Origin of the sequence: Anoxybacillus mongoliensis (assembly GCF_014201515.1) — a bacterium.
Lineage (GTDB): Bacteria > Bacillota > Bacilli > Bacillales > Anoxybacillaceae > Anoxybacillus > Anoxybacillus mongoliensis.
Genome location: NZ_JACHEQ010000003.1, coordinates 73,027 through 87,538 on the forward strand (window position 1 = coordinate 73,027; position 14,512 = coordinate 87,538).

17 protein-coding genes are annotated in these 14,512 nt (G+C 41.3%); all 17 read right to left on the reverse strand.

Going from position 1 to position 14,512, the window contains the following annotated elements; genetic code table 11:
* Nucleotides 1-93: 93 nt before the first annotated feature.
* Nucleotides 94-1,788 (reverse strand): proline--tRNA ligase, encoded by a 1,695-nt coding sequence (locus tag HNR43_RS03965; protein WP_183241499.1) that lies wholly within the window; start codon nucleotides 1,786-1,788, stop codon nucleotides 94-96.
* A gap of 29 nt (nucleotides 1,789-1,817) precedes the next feature.
* On the reverse strand, nucleotides 1,818-3,074 hold the full coding sequence (rseP, locus tag HNR43_RS03970) for an RIP metalloprotease RseP (protein ID WP_183241501.1): 1,257 nt from the start codon (nucleotides 3,072-3,074) through the stop codon (nucleotides 1,818-1,820).
* Nucleotides 3,075-3,089: 15 nt separating this feature from the next.
* Nucleotides 3,090-4,235, reverse strand: coding sequence for a 1-deoxy-D-xylulose-5-phosphate reductoisomerase (gene dxr / locus HNR43_RS03975; protein ID WP_221248165.1), 1,146 nt, complete (start codon nucleotides 4,233-4,235; stop codon nucleotides 3,090-3,092).
* A gap of 15 nt (nucleotides 4,236-4,250) precedes the next feature.
* Nucleotides 4,251-5,018 carry a phosphatidate cytidylyltransferase gene (locus tag HNR43_RS03980; RefSeq protein WP_183241505.1) on the reverse strand — a complete coding sequence of 256 codons (768 nt, stop codon included), beginning with the start codon at nucleotides 5,016-5,018 and terminating at the stop codon, nucleotides 4,251-4,253.
* A gap of 6 nt (nucleotides 5,019-5,024) precedes the next feature.
* Entirely contained in the window at nucleotides 5,025-5,789 is a 765-nt protein-coding gene (uppS, locus tag HNR43_RS03985) for an undecaprenyl pyrophosphate synthase (protein ID WP_183241507.1), read from the reverse strand.
* A gap of 93 nt (nucleotides 5,790-5,882) precedes the next feature.
* Entirely contained in the window at nucleotides 5,883-6,434 is a 552-nt protein-coding gene (gene frr, locus HNR43_RS03990; protein ID WP_183241509.1) for a ribosome recycling factor, read from the reverse strand.
* Nucleotide 6,435: 1 nt separating this feature from the next.
* Nucleotides 6,436-7,158 carry a UMP kinase gene (gene pyrH, locus HNR43_RS03995; RefSeq protein WP_004891026.1) on the reverse strand — a complete coding sequence of 241 codons (723 nt, stop codon included), beginning with the start codon at nucleotides 7,156-7,158 and terminating at the stop codon, nucleotides 6,436-6,438.
* Between the two features lie 62 nt (nucleotides 7,159-7,220).
* Complete coding sequence (gene tsf, locus HNR43_RS04000) at nucleotides 7,221-8,102, reverse strand: translation elongation factor Ts (protein WP_183241511.1); 882 nt, start codon at nucleotides 8,100-8,102, stop codon at nucleotides 7,221-7,223.
* 129 nt (nucleotides 8,103-8,231) lie between these two features.
* The gene (gene rpsB, locus HNR43_RS04005) at nucleotides 8,232-8,939 is read right to left on the reverse strand and encodes a 30S ribosomal protein S2 (protein WP_004891029.1); all 708 of its coding nucleotides are present in this window, start codon (nucleotides 8,937-8,939) and stop codon (nucleotides 8,232-8,234) included.
* Nucleotides 8,940-9,078: 139 nt separating this feature from the next.
* Nucleotides 9,079-9,522 carry a hypothetical protein gene (locus HNR43_RS04010; protein WP_183241513.1) on the reverse strand — a complete coding sequence of 148 codons (444 nt, stop codon included), beginning with the start codon at nucleotides 9,520-9,522 and terminating at the stop codon, nucleotides 9,079-9,081.
* 10 nt (nucleotides 9,523-9,532) lie between these two features.
* Nucleotides 9,533-9,790, reverse strand: a complete 258-nt coding sequence (locus HNR43_RS04015; protein ID WP_183241515.1) for a hypothetical protein — start codon at nucleotides 9,788-9,790, stop codon at nucleotides 9,533-9,535.
* A 42-nt stretch (nucleotides 9,791-9,832) separates the two neighbouring features.
* Nucleotides 9,833-10,564, reverse strand: coding sequence for a FliA/WhiG family RNA polymerase sigma factor (locus tag HNR43_RS04020; protein ID WP_221248166.1), 732 nt, complete (start codon nucleotides 10,562-10,564; stop codon nucleotides 9,833-9,835).
* A gap of 32 nt (nucleotides 10,565-10,596) precedes the next feature.
* Nucleotides 10,597-10,911, reverse strand: a complete 315-nt coding sequence (locus HNR43_RS04025) for a hypothetical protein (protein ID WP_183241517.1) — start codon at nucleotides 10,909-10,911, stop codon at nucleotides 10,597-10,599.
* Nucleotides 10,911-11,411, reverse strand: a complete 501-nt coding sequence (locus HNR43_RS04030) for a chemotaxis protein CheD (RefSeq protein WP_183241519.1) — start codon at nucleotides 11,409-11,411, stop codon at nucleotides 10,911-10,913. The genes HNR43_RS04025 and HNR43_RS04030 overlap by 1 nt, the downstream gene beginning before the upstream one ends.
* On the reverse strand, nucleotides 11,404-12,039 hold the full coding sequence (locus HNR43_RS04035) for a chemotaxis protein CheC (RefSeq protein WP_183241521.1): 636 nt from the start codon (nucleotides 12,037-12,039) through the stop codon (nucleotides 11,404-11,406). The genes HNR43_RS04030 and HNR43_RS04035 overlap by 8 nt, the downstream gene beginning before the upstream one ends.
* Nucleotides 12,040-12,046: 7 nt before the next feature.
* Nucleotides 12,047-12,478: a chemotaxis protein CheW gene (locus HNR43_RS04040; RefSeq protein WP_183241523.1), complete on the reverse strand. Its 432-nt coding sequence runs from the start codon at nucleotides 12,476-12,478 to the stop codon at nucleotides 12,047-12,049.
* A gap of 25 nt (nucleotides 12,479-12,503) precedes the next feature.
* Nucleotides 12,504-14,510: a chemotaxis protein CheA gene (locus HNR43_RS04045; RefSeq protein WP_183241525.1), complete on the reverse strand. Its 2,007-nt coding sequence runs from the start codon at nucleotides 14,508-14,510 to the stop codon at nucleotides 12,504-12,506.
* Nucleotides 14,511-14,512 lie beyond the last annotated feature (2 nt).

Genomic DNA, 14,512 nt, shown 5'->3' on the forward strand with positions numbered 1-14,512 from the left:
CAAAAAGGTGTAACGGTGCACCTCCCTTTCTTTATTTCTTCATCGTTTGGGGGTGATAGACGACAGAAAGAGGGGGATCCCCCTCTCTGCCTTTTACAAATATCGGCGCAAAGTCTCCACTAATTGCGACACATGTACTTCCTCTGTTTCGCCTGTTTTGCGCACTTTTACTTCAACTATTCCTTCGCTTGCCCGTTTTCCAATCGTTACGCGTACAGGTAAACCGATTAAATCGCTGTCAGCGAATTTCACACCTGGGCGCTCAGCACGATCGTCATACAACACTTCAAATCCTTCTTGTTGCAAACGTACGTACCATTCGTCTGCGAGTTTTCGTTGCTCGTCCACTTTCGGATTGACAGAAATGAGATGAACATGGAACGGGGCAACAGCTGTCGGCCAAATGAGTCCATGTTCATCGTTATATTGTTCAGCGATGGCTGCAAGCGTACGAGATACGCCAATGCCATAGCATCCCATAATCATCGGTTGCATACGTCCATTTTCATCTAAATACGTGGCATTCATCGCTTCGCTATAACGTGTTCCTAGTTTAAATACGTGACCAACTTCAATGCCGCGCGCAAAACGAATCGTTCCTTTTCCATCTGGCGACGGATCCCCTTCTTGAATGAAACGAACGTCCGCATATTGCGCAACAAAATCACGATCTGGATTGACCCCTTTATAATGATAGTGTGCTTCATTGGCTCCACATACGCCATTTACAATCGCTTTGACCGCATGATCCGCTAAAACGAGTACATCATCGCTCACACCGATTGGACCAAGCGAACCAACTTCACAGTTCATTACTTGTTTTGTTTCTTCTGGCGTCGCTAATTCTACAACTGTTGCTTCTAATATATTTTTTACTTTCACGTCATTCACTTCATGGTCGCCACGTACAAGAACAAGTACATAACGATCGTCTACTTTAAATAATAACGACTTGATGCATTTTTCTTTTGGTACTTGCAGAAACTGACTTACTTCTTCAATCGAACGTTGTTCCGGTGTATGCACTTTTTCAAGCGGTGCATGCGGTTCATCGCTTCGCTCATACGTCGTAATGACTGGTGCCATTTCAATATTCGCCGCATAATCAGACGAATCAGAATATGCAATCGTATCTTCTCCAACATCAGATAAAACCATAAACTCATGCGTATCTTTTCCGCCCATGGCGCCAGAATCGGCAATGACAGCGCGGAAATTCAACCCGCAACGACGGAACACATTCGCATAAGCTTCGTACATTTTATTGTATACTTCATCTAAACTTTCTTGTGAAGCATGAAACGAATATGCATCTTTCATAATAAACTCACGACCACGAAGCAAACCGAAACGTGGGCGTTTTTCGTCACGAAACTTCGTTTGAATTTGATAAAGCGTAAGCGGCAAACGCTTATACGATTTCACTTCATCGCGAACAAGTGCCGTAATGACTTCTTCATGTGTTGCACCGAGCGCAAAGTCGCGATCGTGGCGATCTTTTAAACGCATTAATTCCGGTCCATATGAATACCAGCGGCCTGACTCTTGCCATAGTTCTGCTTGTTGCAACGCTGGCATCAACAGTTCAATAGCACCTGCCCGTTCCATTTCTTCACGAATGATCGCTTCAATTTTTTGTAACACACGCTTACCAAGTGGCAAGAAGCTATATACTCCGCTTGCATTTTGGCGAATGAAACCGGCGCGAAGCAGCAGTTGATGGCTTTTAATTTCCGCGTCTGCTGGCACTTCACGCAATGTAGGAATAAACGACATACTTTGTTTCATCTTTTTTTAGCACCTCTTACTTCATTGATTTATAAGAAAAATTTTTGAATATCATTCCACGTAACAACAAGCATGAGCAACATGAGAAGGGCAAAACCGATAAAATGCACAATTCCTTCTTTTTGGCGATCAATTGGCTTTCCACGCAACGCCTCAATCGCAAAAAACGTTAAGCGTCCTCCATCAAGCGCTGGAAGCGGAAGTAAGTTGATAATCCCTAAGTTAATGCTTAAAATCGCTCCCCATTTCATTAAATAATACACGCCAGATTGGGCGACTTTATGTGTGGAAACGGCAATGCCAACAGGTCCAGATAGCATATCAAATGAAAATTTCCCCGTCAATAAATGACCTAATCCAACGATAATTTCCTTTGTCCAATAGTACGTTTCTAACGCTCCTTGTTTGATCGCCCCAACGACCGATTTTTCCATCGGTCCATATACACCGATCAAACCGATCGTCTCTCCTTCGATCGTTTTCTTTTCTGGTGTGACGGTGAGATCGATCATTTGACCGTTGCGATTTACTTGAAATTGGAGCGGTTTTTCTGGGCTTTTTCGAATAATTGTAACAACATCCGTCCATGAAGACATCGGCTGTCCGTCAATCGAAATGACAATATCACCTTGTTTCAATCCTGCTTGACGCGCGGCACCGTCTTCTGTCAATTCACCAACAATCGGTTTATCAACAGGGTACCCTTGTAGCAGTCCAATAACAATAAAGATGACAAGTGCTAAGATGAAATTCATAAGCGGACCAGCGAAAATAGCCATCGCCCGCTGTCCAAGCGTTTTTGAGCCGAATTGACGATTGTACGGTGCAATTTGTACTTCTTCGCGATCAATAACGATGTAGGCAGGATCGCTTAACTCAAAACGTTGTAAGCGATCATCTTCATTCTCGTAACCTTCAATATATAGCTCATGTTCAAAGTCTGCGCGCTCCACCTCAATGATTTTCGCATCTTCATATTCATCTTTATGATTGACGATGATTTTCTTCACTTTACCATCTGAATGAAACAGTAAGCCGACAACTTGCCCGCGCTTGACGTCAATCATCTCAGGATCTTCGCCAGCCATGCGCACAAAACCACCAAGTGGGAGCAAACGAATGGTGTACGTCGTTTCCCCTTTTTTCATTGAAAACACTTTTGGACCAAATCCAATCGCAAACTCGCGGCATAAAATACCTGCTCGCTTCGCGAAAATGAAGTGACCTAATTCATGAAAAAACACAAGCGCACCAAAAATGATAAGAAAAGCAATAACCGTCTCCAAAGTTTCAACCACCTTTTACATGTGTAGTGATTTTACATATTGTCTCGTTTCAAAATCAACTGCACGAATCGTCTCAAGATCCGGATGAGCAATCGGTACATGCCGCTCCATCGCTTTTTCAATGCATTGTTCGATCGCTAGAAACGATATTTGTCCAGCTAAAAAGGCTGACACCGCTTCTTCATTGGCGGCGTTTAATACCGTCGGCATCGTTCCGCCTATCTTTCCAGCTTCATAAGCAAATTGTAAACAACGGAACCGGTCCATGTCCACTTTTTGAAAATGCAACGTGGCTACTTGTGCTAAGTTTAGTCGTTCAATATGTAGCGGAAAACGGTCAGGATATGTTAATGCATATTGAATCGGTACTCGCATATCTGGCGTTCCGAGTTGAGCCATGACACTTCCATCATGAAATTGTACCATCGAATGAATAATGCTCTCTTTGTGTAAAAGGACGTCAATTTGTTCATACGGTAATTGGAATAACCAGTGTGCTTCGATCACTTCGAGTCCTTTGTTCATCATCGTTGCAGAATCAATTGTAATTTTTGCTCCCATCGACCAATTCGGATGTTTTAACGCTTCTTCCACTGTGACGTATTGTAGTTGTTCGCGAGTCCGATCACGAAAACTACCACCAGATGCCGTTAAAATGATGCATTCGATATTTTTTTGTTGTTCCCCTTGCAAACATTGAAAGATAGCAGAATGCTCACTATCGACAGGCAAAATGGCTACACCGTAATCAGCAGCGTGTTTCATGACAAGATGACCTGCTGTAACTAACGTTTCTTTATTCGCTAACGCAATCGTTTTTTTCGCCTCAATCGCTTGTAACGTAGGTACTAATCCAACGCTTCCGACAACGGCATTGACGACAATGTCTGCTTCTTGAACGGTCGCTACTTCAACGAGACCATCTTCACCAGAAACGATGCGCACTCGCCCTATATATTCGCTTTGTAGCATATGTGCATCTTCTTTTTGAGCAACACATACGACTTTCGGTGAAAATTGTTCAATAATATGCCGAGCTTGTTCTATATTTCGCCCGGCGGAAAAAGCGACGAGACGAAACGCATCGGGATGGGCGCGTATCACATCTAACGTTTGCATACCGATCGAACCCGTCGCTCCTAATAAACTAATTGCTCGCAAAAGCCCCACTCCTTTTTACGCAATAAGGTAAAACAGATACAAAATTGGTAAAACAAATAACAAACTATCGAAGCGATCTAAAATGCCACCGTGTCCTGGCAAAATAGCTCCTGAATCTTTTACTCCATAGTGACGTTTAAATGCAGATTCCACTAAATCACCAAGCTGTCCGAAAACGGATAAAATGACTGTCGCAATGAGTAGCATGAGGAAAGAAGGAGCAAATGGCGATAGCCACTCATACACGCTTACGACAACAAGGGCACACAAAACGCCACCAATGGCACCTTCAACTGTTTTATTTGGGCTAATATGCTCCCATAGCTTTCGTTTTCCGAACGCGCGACCAACGAAGTACGCTCCGCTATCCGTTGCCCAAATTAAAAAGAGCGCATAAAAAATGTATGACAATCCTGCTTCACGCACCTGAAAGAACGAATAAAATCCAACGCCTACATAAAGCAAAGAAGCAATCATAAATCCTACATCATCGAACGTAAACGCGTTTTTCGATATGACCGTATAAATGAGCAACAAAAAGAACCCGATGATAACAATCCATATGTTTATCATATGTTCATATGGATATAAAAAGAGCCATAATGCAAGAAAACTAACAATGCTCGGAAACGAAAAGAGCGATATGCGTTTCATGCGAATAAGTTCAAATAAACCAACTGTAGCCAGTATATACGTTAACACTAAGAATGGCCATTTGCCATATATGACGATCGGTAAAAAGACTGAAGCTGCAATAATTGCTGTTACAATTCTTTGTTTCATATGAAATTATACGCCTCCAAATCGACGGCTTCGTTGTTGAAATTCATGTACCGCCTGTAAAAAATGTCGCTCTGTGAAGTCTGGCCATAATACGTCTGTAAACCAAAATTCTGTATAAGCCAATTGCCAAAGCATAAAATTACTTAAACGAATTTCTCCGCTTGTGCGAATAAGTAAATCGGGATCTGGTAAATCGTTTGTCATTAAATATGAATGGAACACCTGTTCATTCACATCGCTTGCTTGAATCGTTCCATTTTGCACATCGTCAACAAGCTTTTGAACGGCATGCACAATTTCTGCACGACTTCCGTAGTTTAACGCAAAGTTTAAAATTAAGCCGGTATTTTGTTTTGTTTCTTCGATTGCTTTATCGACTGCATGTAACGTATGTAAAGGTAGTTGATCTTTATGTCCCATAACGCGTACTTGTACGTTTTCTGCGATTAACTCTGGCAAAAATGTGTTCAAAAATTGTTCAGGCAACTGCATTAAATAATCGACTTCCGTTTTTGGTCGTTTCCAATTTTCAGTTGAAAATGCGTATAACGTTAACACTTTTACACCGAGTTCGTTCGCAAAACGCGTAATTTTCCGTACCGTTTGCATGCCCTCATAATGTCCAGCCATACGTGGCAACGCGCGTTTTTTCGCCCATCGTCCGTTCCCGTCCATGATGATCGCCACATGCGCAGGAATCGGTCCTTGTAAAATTGTTTCTTTCTCATATCCTTCTTCTTTGTTTTTCCATCTTTTCATCTTTTCAAACATAAGCGCGTGTCCTCCAGCTTTGATCCAACATGATTAGGCTGTGCGCCCTATTTCGTAATTATAACAAAAAACCCTCTATAAACATAGAGGGACTTATACTTCCATGACTTCTCTCTCTTTTTCTTTCGTAATCACATCAATTTTTGCGATATGATCGTCTGTTAATTTTTGAATGTCCTCTGTATAACCTCGCAACTCGTCTTCTGTAATTTCGCCATTTTTCTCTAGCTTTTTCAACTCATCGTTTGCATCACGGCGAATGTTGCGCACAGCGACTTTCGCTTCTTCAGCATATTTTTTTACTAACTTCACAAGCTCACGACGGCGCTCTTCTGTTAGCGGCGGAATGGAAATACGAATGACTGAACCGTCGTTTGAAGGCGTTAACCCTAAGTCAGATGCTAAAATAGCTTTTTCAATTTCCTTCAATACAGATTTGTCATACGGCTGAATAACAAGAAGGCGAGCTTCTGGCACTTGAATGCCTGCTAACTGAATAATTGGTGTCGGCATGCCGTAGTAATCTACTGTAATTTTTTCTAATAACGCTGGATTCGCACGACCTGCGCGAATCGTTGCGAGTTCACGCGAAAAAGCTTGAACTGCTTTATCCATTTTTTCTTTCGCGTTCGTTAATACTTGCATCTTATTTCCCCCTTACAATTGTTCCAATATTTTCGCCTAATACGGCACGTTTAATATTTCCTTCTTCCATAATCGAGAAAACAATAAGTGGAATATCGTTATCCATACATAACGATGAAGCGGTTGAATCCATGACGCCTAATCCTTGTTTGATCACATCTAAGTAGGATAGTTCATCGTACTTCACCGCATTTTTGTCCACTTTTGGATCGGCGCTGTATACACCATCTACGTTGTTTTTTGCCATTAAAATGACGTCCGCTTCAATTTCTGCAGCACGAAGCGCGGCTGTCGTATCTGTCGAGAAGTACGGATTCCCTGTTCCTGCCGCAAAAATGACGACACGTTTTTTCTCTAAGTGTCGAATCGCTCTTCGGCGAATGTACGGCTCTGCCACTTGGCGCATTTCGATAGACGTTTGTACGCGCGTTTGTACACCAAGTTGTTCAAGACTGTCTTGCAAAGCAAGCGAGTTCATTACTGTGGCTAACATGCCCATATAGTCGGCTGTGGCGCGATCCATTCCCATTTCACTGCCGATTTTTCCGCGCCAAATGTTCCCACCGCCAACAACGACCGCCACTTCAACTCCAAGCTCTGCTACCTCTTTTACTTGTTGCGCAATGGATTTAATGACAGACGGATTAATACCAAATCCTTGATCACCAGCTAGCGCTTCACCGCTTAATTTTAAAACGACACGTTTATATTTTGGGCTTTTCATTGTAAACCTCCATACCGTTCTCTAAAAATAGGGAACACATATGTGTTCCCTATTTGTATTCATTACTTACGAACTTGGCTCATAACTTCTTCAGCGAAGTTATCTTGACGTTTTTCAATACCTTCGCCTACTTCGTAACGGATGAAGCTTTTTACAGTTGCACCATTAGATTCTACAAATTGACGTACTTTTACATCTGGATTTTTGACAAAGCTTTGCTCAAGTAAGCAAATGTCTTCAAAGAATTTGCCTAAGCGGCCTTCAACCATTTTTTCAACGATGTTTTCTGGTTTTCCTTCATTCAATGCTTGTTGTTTTAATACTTCGCGCTCACGAGCGATTTCTTCCGCAGATACCTCATCGCGAGAAACGTATTTTGGATTAATCGCAGCAATGTGCATCGCTACATCTTTTGCAATGTCGCTATTTGTTGTACCTTCTAACACAGTTAATACAGCAATGCGACCACCCATGTGTAAATATGCACCGAACGCTGCATTGTCATCTTTTTCTACAACTGCAAAGCGACGTAACGTAATTTTTTCACCAATTTTAGCGATCGCTGCGTTGATATGTTCCTCTACTGTCGCACCGTTATCCATTTTTTGTTGCAGCGCTTCTTCTACTGTTGCAGGCTTATGTTTTAATAAATGATCCGCTAATTCTTTTACTAATGTTTTAAATCCTTCGTTTTTCGCAACGAAGTCTGTTTCAGAGTTTACTTCTAAAATGACAGCTACATTTCCATCAACTTCAATTAATGTTGTTCCCTCAGCTGCAATGCGATCTGCTTTTTTCGCGGCCTTCGCCATTCCTTTTTCACGAAGCCAGTCGATCGCTTTTTCCATATCACCGTTTGTTTCTGTTAACGCTTTTTTGCAGTCCATCATTCCTGCGCCAGTTTTTTCGCGCAATTCTTTTACCATTTGAGCAGTAATTGCCATATGAAACATCCTCCTTTTTTATGTGCCAAATCGTATGTACACAAACCGAAACGGTTCGTATGCTTATTATGCCCGATTTTCTTAAAAAAAGGTGATAAAAGGCTCCCCCTCTTATCACCTTTCACATGCTTACTCAGCTGTGACAACGGCTTCTTCGCCTTGTTTTGCTTCTAAAATCGCATCAGCAATTTTAGATGTAAGAAGTTTCACAGCGCGAATCGCATCGTCGTTCGCAGGAATGACATAGTCGATTTCGTCTGGATCACAGTTTGTATCCACGATTCCGATGATCGGAATGTTTAATTTACGAGCTTCTGCAACGGCAATGCGCTCTTTGCGTGGGTCGATGACAAACAATGCATCAGGCAATTCTTTCATTTCTTTAATACCGCCTAAAAACTTTTCAAGACGCTCTAACTCTTTCTTTAGTTTTACCACTTCTTTTTTAGGCAATACATCAAATGTGCCATCTTCAGCCATTCTTTCGATTTCTTTTAAGCGTTTAATGCGTTTTTGAATAGTTGCAAAGTTTGTTAGCGTTCCACCTAACCAACGTTGGTTCACGTAGAACATGCCTGAGCGTTCTGCTTCTTCTTTCACAGAATCTTGCGCTTGTTTTTTCGTACCAACGAATAAAATTTTACCACCGTTTGCCGCAAGTTCTTTGACGAAGTTATACGCTTCTTCTACTTTTTTCACTGTTTTTTGTAAGTCAATGATATAAATACCATTGCGTTCAGTGAAAATATACTTTTTCATTTTTGGGTTCCAACGACGTGTTTGATGCCCGAAGTGAACCCCTGCTTCAAGCAATTGTTTCATTGAAATGACAGACATCTTTCATCCTCCTAAACGGTTTTTTTCCTCCGCTCATGTCATTTTTAAGCAAGACTGCAACGCAGCACCGTTGCTTAAATCGATGAGCGTGTGTATTCACACCAAGTAGAACTATATCATAATTAAAAAGCACATTCAACTACTTTTGGTGAAATTTAAGCAAAAGCTCCATTTCTGTTTTGCCACGTTTGAGCATCTTCGCGATCTCATCAATTGTTTTTCCTTGTTGTTGAAGTTTTAATGCTTCTGAGACAAGCCACTCGAGCGATTGTTCTTCCTTAGGCGTAGTTGACGATAATTCGATGCGGTCAACAACGTGCTCAACTGGAGGAGACATTTGTTCTTTTCGTAACGAACGGGAAGGTTGGCGAACAGTCGATGATGTAATTTGTTTGACAAATCGTTCATTTTCTTCTTTAAACTGCATTAAATATGTTGTCATCATCGCTTCCATTTCGCGAATAAGCTCTGCTTGCTCTTTTTCCGTCTCTTTAATTTTCACCCATTTTAAAGATAAAAGGATGATGAGAAAGAGCGAAATACCATGCAAAACAAAGCTAATAAACCATAAAAACGTTGTCATATCATCCCTCTTATCCGGTAAAATCAATATGTGTTCCTTTGTAAGGGTGTTTGCTTTTTTCTTTTTTCTCAGATTGTTTTTGCCATTTGGAACGTTCGCTTTGTTCGGCTTTCGTCACTTGCTGCCGAATACGCTCATCTTGTTTTTTCATTTCTGTTGCAAGCTGTTGTTGAGCAAGCTGTCCGTACTGTTGCATATGTTCTTGCCACTTTCCGAGCTCATGCGTTTTCGGCAACGCTACTTGTAACTCGACTAACTTTAAGCTCATCGTTTCACTTCCTTCATAAAAAAATTGTTTGATGAAGGACTGTCATATCGCTTGCTCAATCAGTTTGCGCATTTTAAATAAAGCTTTTGCATGAATTTGGGAAATACGTGACGTCGACAGTCCCATAATATGCCCGATTTCTGTAAACGTCAGTTCCTCTTTGTAAAATAAACTAATGACTAATTGTTCTTTTTCATTTAACTGTTGAATAACTTGGGCTAATTGGGCAATTTGTTCTTCTCTTAACATATGTTCTTCAGGCGACGGTGAGCGATCGTCGCGTATCGTAAACGATGATTGATCATCGTCATCGTCAAACGGTCGTTCATCAAGCGATAAAACATTCGCGAAAAACTGCTCATTCATGACTGCGTATACTTCATCTTCTGATATATTTAACGCGTGAGCCACTTCTTTGGCACTAACGTCACGCATATGCAGTTGTTGTAACTGCTCAATTGTCGCTTCAATTTTTTTTGCTTTTTCTCGTACGCTTCGAGGAAGCCAATCTTCTTTACGCAAACCATCTAAAATGGCGCCACGAATACGAAATGAAGCATACGTGTCAAATTTTAAATCACGCGAAGGATCAAATTTTTCTAGCGCATCGTATAAACCGAGTAACGCTAAACTTTTTAAATCTTCTTTTTTCACGCTCTTCGGAAGGGATGAAGCTATACGTTGTACGTGATAATCGACAAGTGGCATATACTTTTCAATCAGTTGATTGCCCGCCTCACGATCACGAGCATCAATCCACTTTTGCCAGCACAATATATCATCCCCCCTAAGCTACGTTTTGGCATTTATTTCTCTTCGTGACTCAATAATTGACGAATATACTCAGCTACTTTTTGTTGTTCTTCTTCACTTAAGTCTTCAATCATCTGTTCAACTCGAGTGTCATTCCGTTGTGCAAACGAAACATCCGGTGTTGATTCATCTCTTTGGATAAATCCGATCATCCAGCGAACAATAAATGCGAAAACAAAGAAAACAACAAATGTAATGAAAGCCCGTATTGTAGATGTCCATATGCTATTTTGCAATAGTGAAGAAAAAAAGGCGATCATCCAGCCGAATAAAGCAAAGACAATGTTAAATTTCCATGTACCAGCCATTACATTTCCCGTACCCCTTGATTTACTGTTCGAATGAGCAATATACCTGTTTTCGGATGAAATTCAATCGTCCGTCCGCTACTTCCTCCGACATCTTCAGCAACAATCGGAATGCGAAAGCGTTGAAGCTGCTGGCGAACAGCCTCAACGTTGCGCGGTCCGATCCGCATCATATCCGTCGTCCCTGTGCGAAACTGAAACATTTGCGCACCGCCAGCCATTTTTGCTTTCAAATGACCGTTTCGTCCTCCTGCCCCAATGACGCGCCGAATCAGTTCTTCAATCGCGGTGTCGGCATATTTTGCCACATTCATCTTTTCGGATTTTGCTAACGATGAATCAGGTAACATCACGTGTGCCATCCCGGCCACTTCTTTTGCTAAATCATATACGACCACACCAACGCACGAGCCGAGCCCACATGTGCGAATGACATGTGGTGCCTTGACAACATTCATGTCAGCAATTCCGACTTTCACCACTTGAACGATTTCACTCATCATGTTCCACACCTAAAGCTCGAAAGATGATATGAAATGATTCAGGGTCAGGAAGTAGGAAAAAGTGGCCGTTGACACGATCATCCGGCTGATGTTCCTCATGGATTGCTGTATCAACAACGATGACATGATCACCGACGCGCGACATTTCAATTAATCCATAGCTTAAAATTGCACCGATCATATCAATGCTGAGTGCCGGAACAGATGGATGTAAATTTAAATTTGTAAAATCCGATAAAGACGATAAATACGAACCGGCTAAAATGTTGCCCAGCTCTTGCAATGCGGATAACGATAGCTCTGAACAATCTTGTTCCAATTTAAACTGTTCGTCACCAATCATTTGTTGAATAAATCGTTCCGCTTGCTCAATCGATAGGACAAAAAACATATTGCCAGGTGCATCTCCCTCAATACGCAAAAAAACAGCAGCAACGACATTGTCAGCTCCTCCGACAATGTCCATCATTTCATCAAAAGAAATGATGCGCACATCAGGAATTGTCATTTCAATTCTTTTATTTAAAAGCTTTGATAACGCGGTTGCTGCATGACCCGCACCAATATTTCCAATCTCTTTTAGTATGTCCATATGGACGGCATTCATCCGTTCAAAATATGACATGGACGATTTATCCTTTCTCTGTTTTTAATACTTTTTCTAAGTTTAATAAAATAAATAGGCGTTTTCCAATTTTTACAACACCGTTAATATAATCCGCTGTTGTCGCATCAACTACTTCTGGTGGCGGTTCAATGGCATCCGTTGAAATATCAACGACATCGTTTGCCGCATCAACAATTAAACCGACTTCCATATCATCAAGCGCAACGATAATGACGCGCGTATGGTCCGAAAATGCCGCTTCTTCTAATCCAAAACGCATACGTAAATCGATAATCGGTGTAACGACTCCGCGCAAGTTAATGACGCCCTTTACATATTTCGGAACGCGAGGAACGCGTGTAATATGTTGAATTTTTTCAATGGAACGCACTTGTTGAACCGGAATCGCGTATTCTTCGTCTTTTAGTTGGAACACAATTACTTTCAGCTCAGCCACATTAGATTCCCCCTCTCGCTTGTTCCTACTTAATTAACGCATTGCAATCAATAATGAGCGCGACTTGTCCGTCACCTAAAATTGTTGCCCCAGAAATGGCAAACACGGACGTTAAGTAGTTGCCAAGCGATTTTAACACCACTTCTTGTTGACCGATAAATGAATCGACGACAAGTCCAGCCATTTTTTCACCTTTACGAACAATGACGACCGATAAGAAATCGTCTTCTTCCTTGATGACCGGCACTTCAAAAATATCTTTTAAGAATAAAAGCGGAACAACTTTTCCACGAAAATCAATAACTTTTTGGTTATGGGCATGTAAAATATCTTCTTTTTTCACAATGGCTGTCTCGATAATCGATGACAATGGAATCGCATATTTTTCATTTTGAATTTCAACTAACATAACTGAGATAATGGATAGTGTAAGCGGTAGCTGAATCGAAAAGACCGAACCAACCCCTTCTTCCGAGTCAATCGATACCGATCCACCAAGCGACTCAATCGTACTTTTTACAACATCTAATCCGACACCACGTCCTGAAATGTCAGATACTTTATCCGCTGTTGAAAAACCTGAAGCAAAAATAAGTTCATATACTTGTTTGTCTGTTAAATTGGCTGCGTTTTGTTCGGAGATAATGCCTTTACTAATGGCTTTTTTCAACACTTTTTCACGGCTAATGCCTGCACCGTCATCTTCGATTTCAATAAATACGTGATTGCCGCTATGATATGCTTTGAGCTTGACTGTTCCTTCTTCTAGTTTTCCTTTCGCCCGACGCACATCTGGTGTTTCAATGCCATGATCGATAGCGTTGCGCAACAAGTGAACAAGCGGATCGCCAATTTCATCAATCACTGTTCGATCGAGCTCCGTTTCTGCTCCGATAATTTCAAGATTAATTTTCTTTCCTAAATCACGAGCTAATTGACGAACCATCCGCGGAAAGCGGTTAAACACCGTTTCGACAGGCACCATGCGCATATTTAAAATAATGTTTTGCAAATCTCCTGAAATGCGCGACATCCGTTCAACCGTTTCGTGTAATTCAGGGTTGTTTAGCTCACGTGAAATTTGTTCTAGTCGGCCGCGATCAATGACAAGTTCTTCAAATAAGTTCATTAATATGTCGAGACGTTCAATATTGACGCGAATCGTTTTGTTGCTTACTTGTTTGCTGGCCGTTTTCTCCTCTTGTCCTTCTTGTTTTTTCTCAACAACTTGTTCAACTGTTTTCAGCTCTTCTTTTTGTTCCACCGGTTTTTCCTGCGCATTTTCCTGTGCAACAGGTCGATGTAAATCAACCGACTGGACGTTTACTTCTTCTACTTCAGATACTTTCATAATGCGCTTTTGTAACTCATCTTGTGACACTTTTGTCACTACCGTTACGACAAATTGATCGTCAAACTGTTCGGCCTCAAGCATTTCAACAGTCGGAACAGACTTGATCACTTCACCGATTTGTTCAATCACTTCAAAAATCATAAATACACGAGCTGCTTTTAATAAACAGTCAGAGCGCAACTTGATCGTAACTTCATAGCTGTGGAACCCTTGTTCAGCCGACTGTTTTAAAATCGTATATTCAAACTCATCGTATGTTTGTTCATATGTTGGGGTGCTTTTTTGTGCTACAACGGCTTCTCCTTTTTCAATTTGCTTTAACTGCGCAACAACTTCTGTAACGTCACGTTTTCCATCTCCACCTTCGGAAATGGAAACGACCATCGCTTCTAAATCGTCAACAGCGCGAAAAATGACATCAAGCAGTTCAGGCGTCACCGCAATTTTTCCATTGCGAATCGCATCCAGTACATTTTCCATTTGATGTGTTAAATTCGCTAAGTCCTCAAATCCCATCGTTGCTGACATTCCTTTTAACGTATGGGCGGAGCGGAAAATTTCATTAACGATCGACACATCGTCCGGATTTTTTTCAAGTTCTAGCAGTTGCTCGTTAATCGTTTGTAAATGCTCTTTACTTTCATCAATAAACACTTCGAGGTATTGACTCATGTCCATTG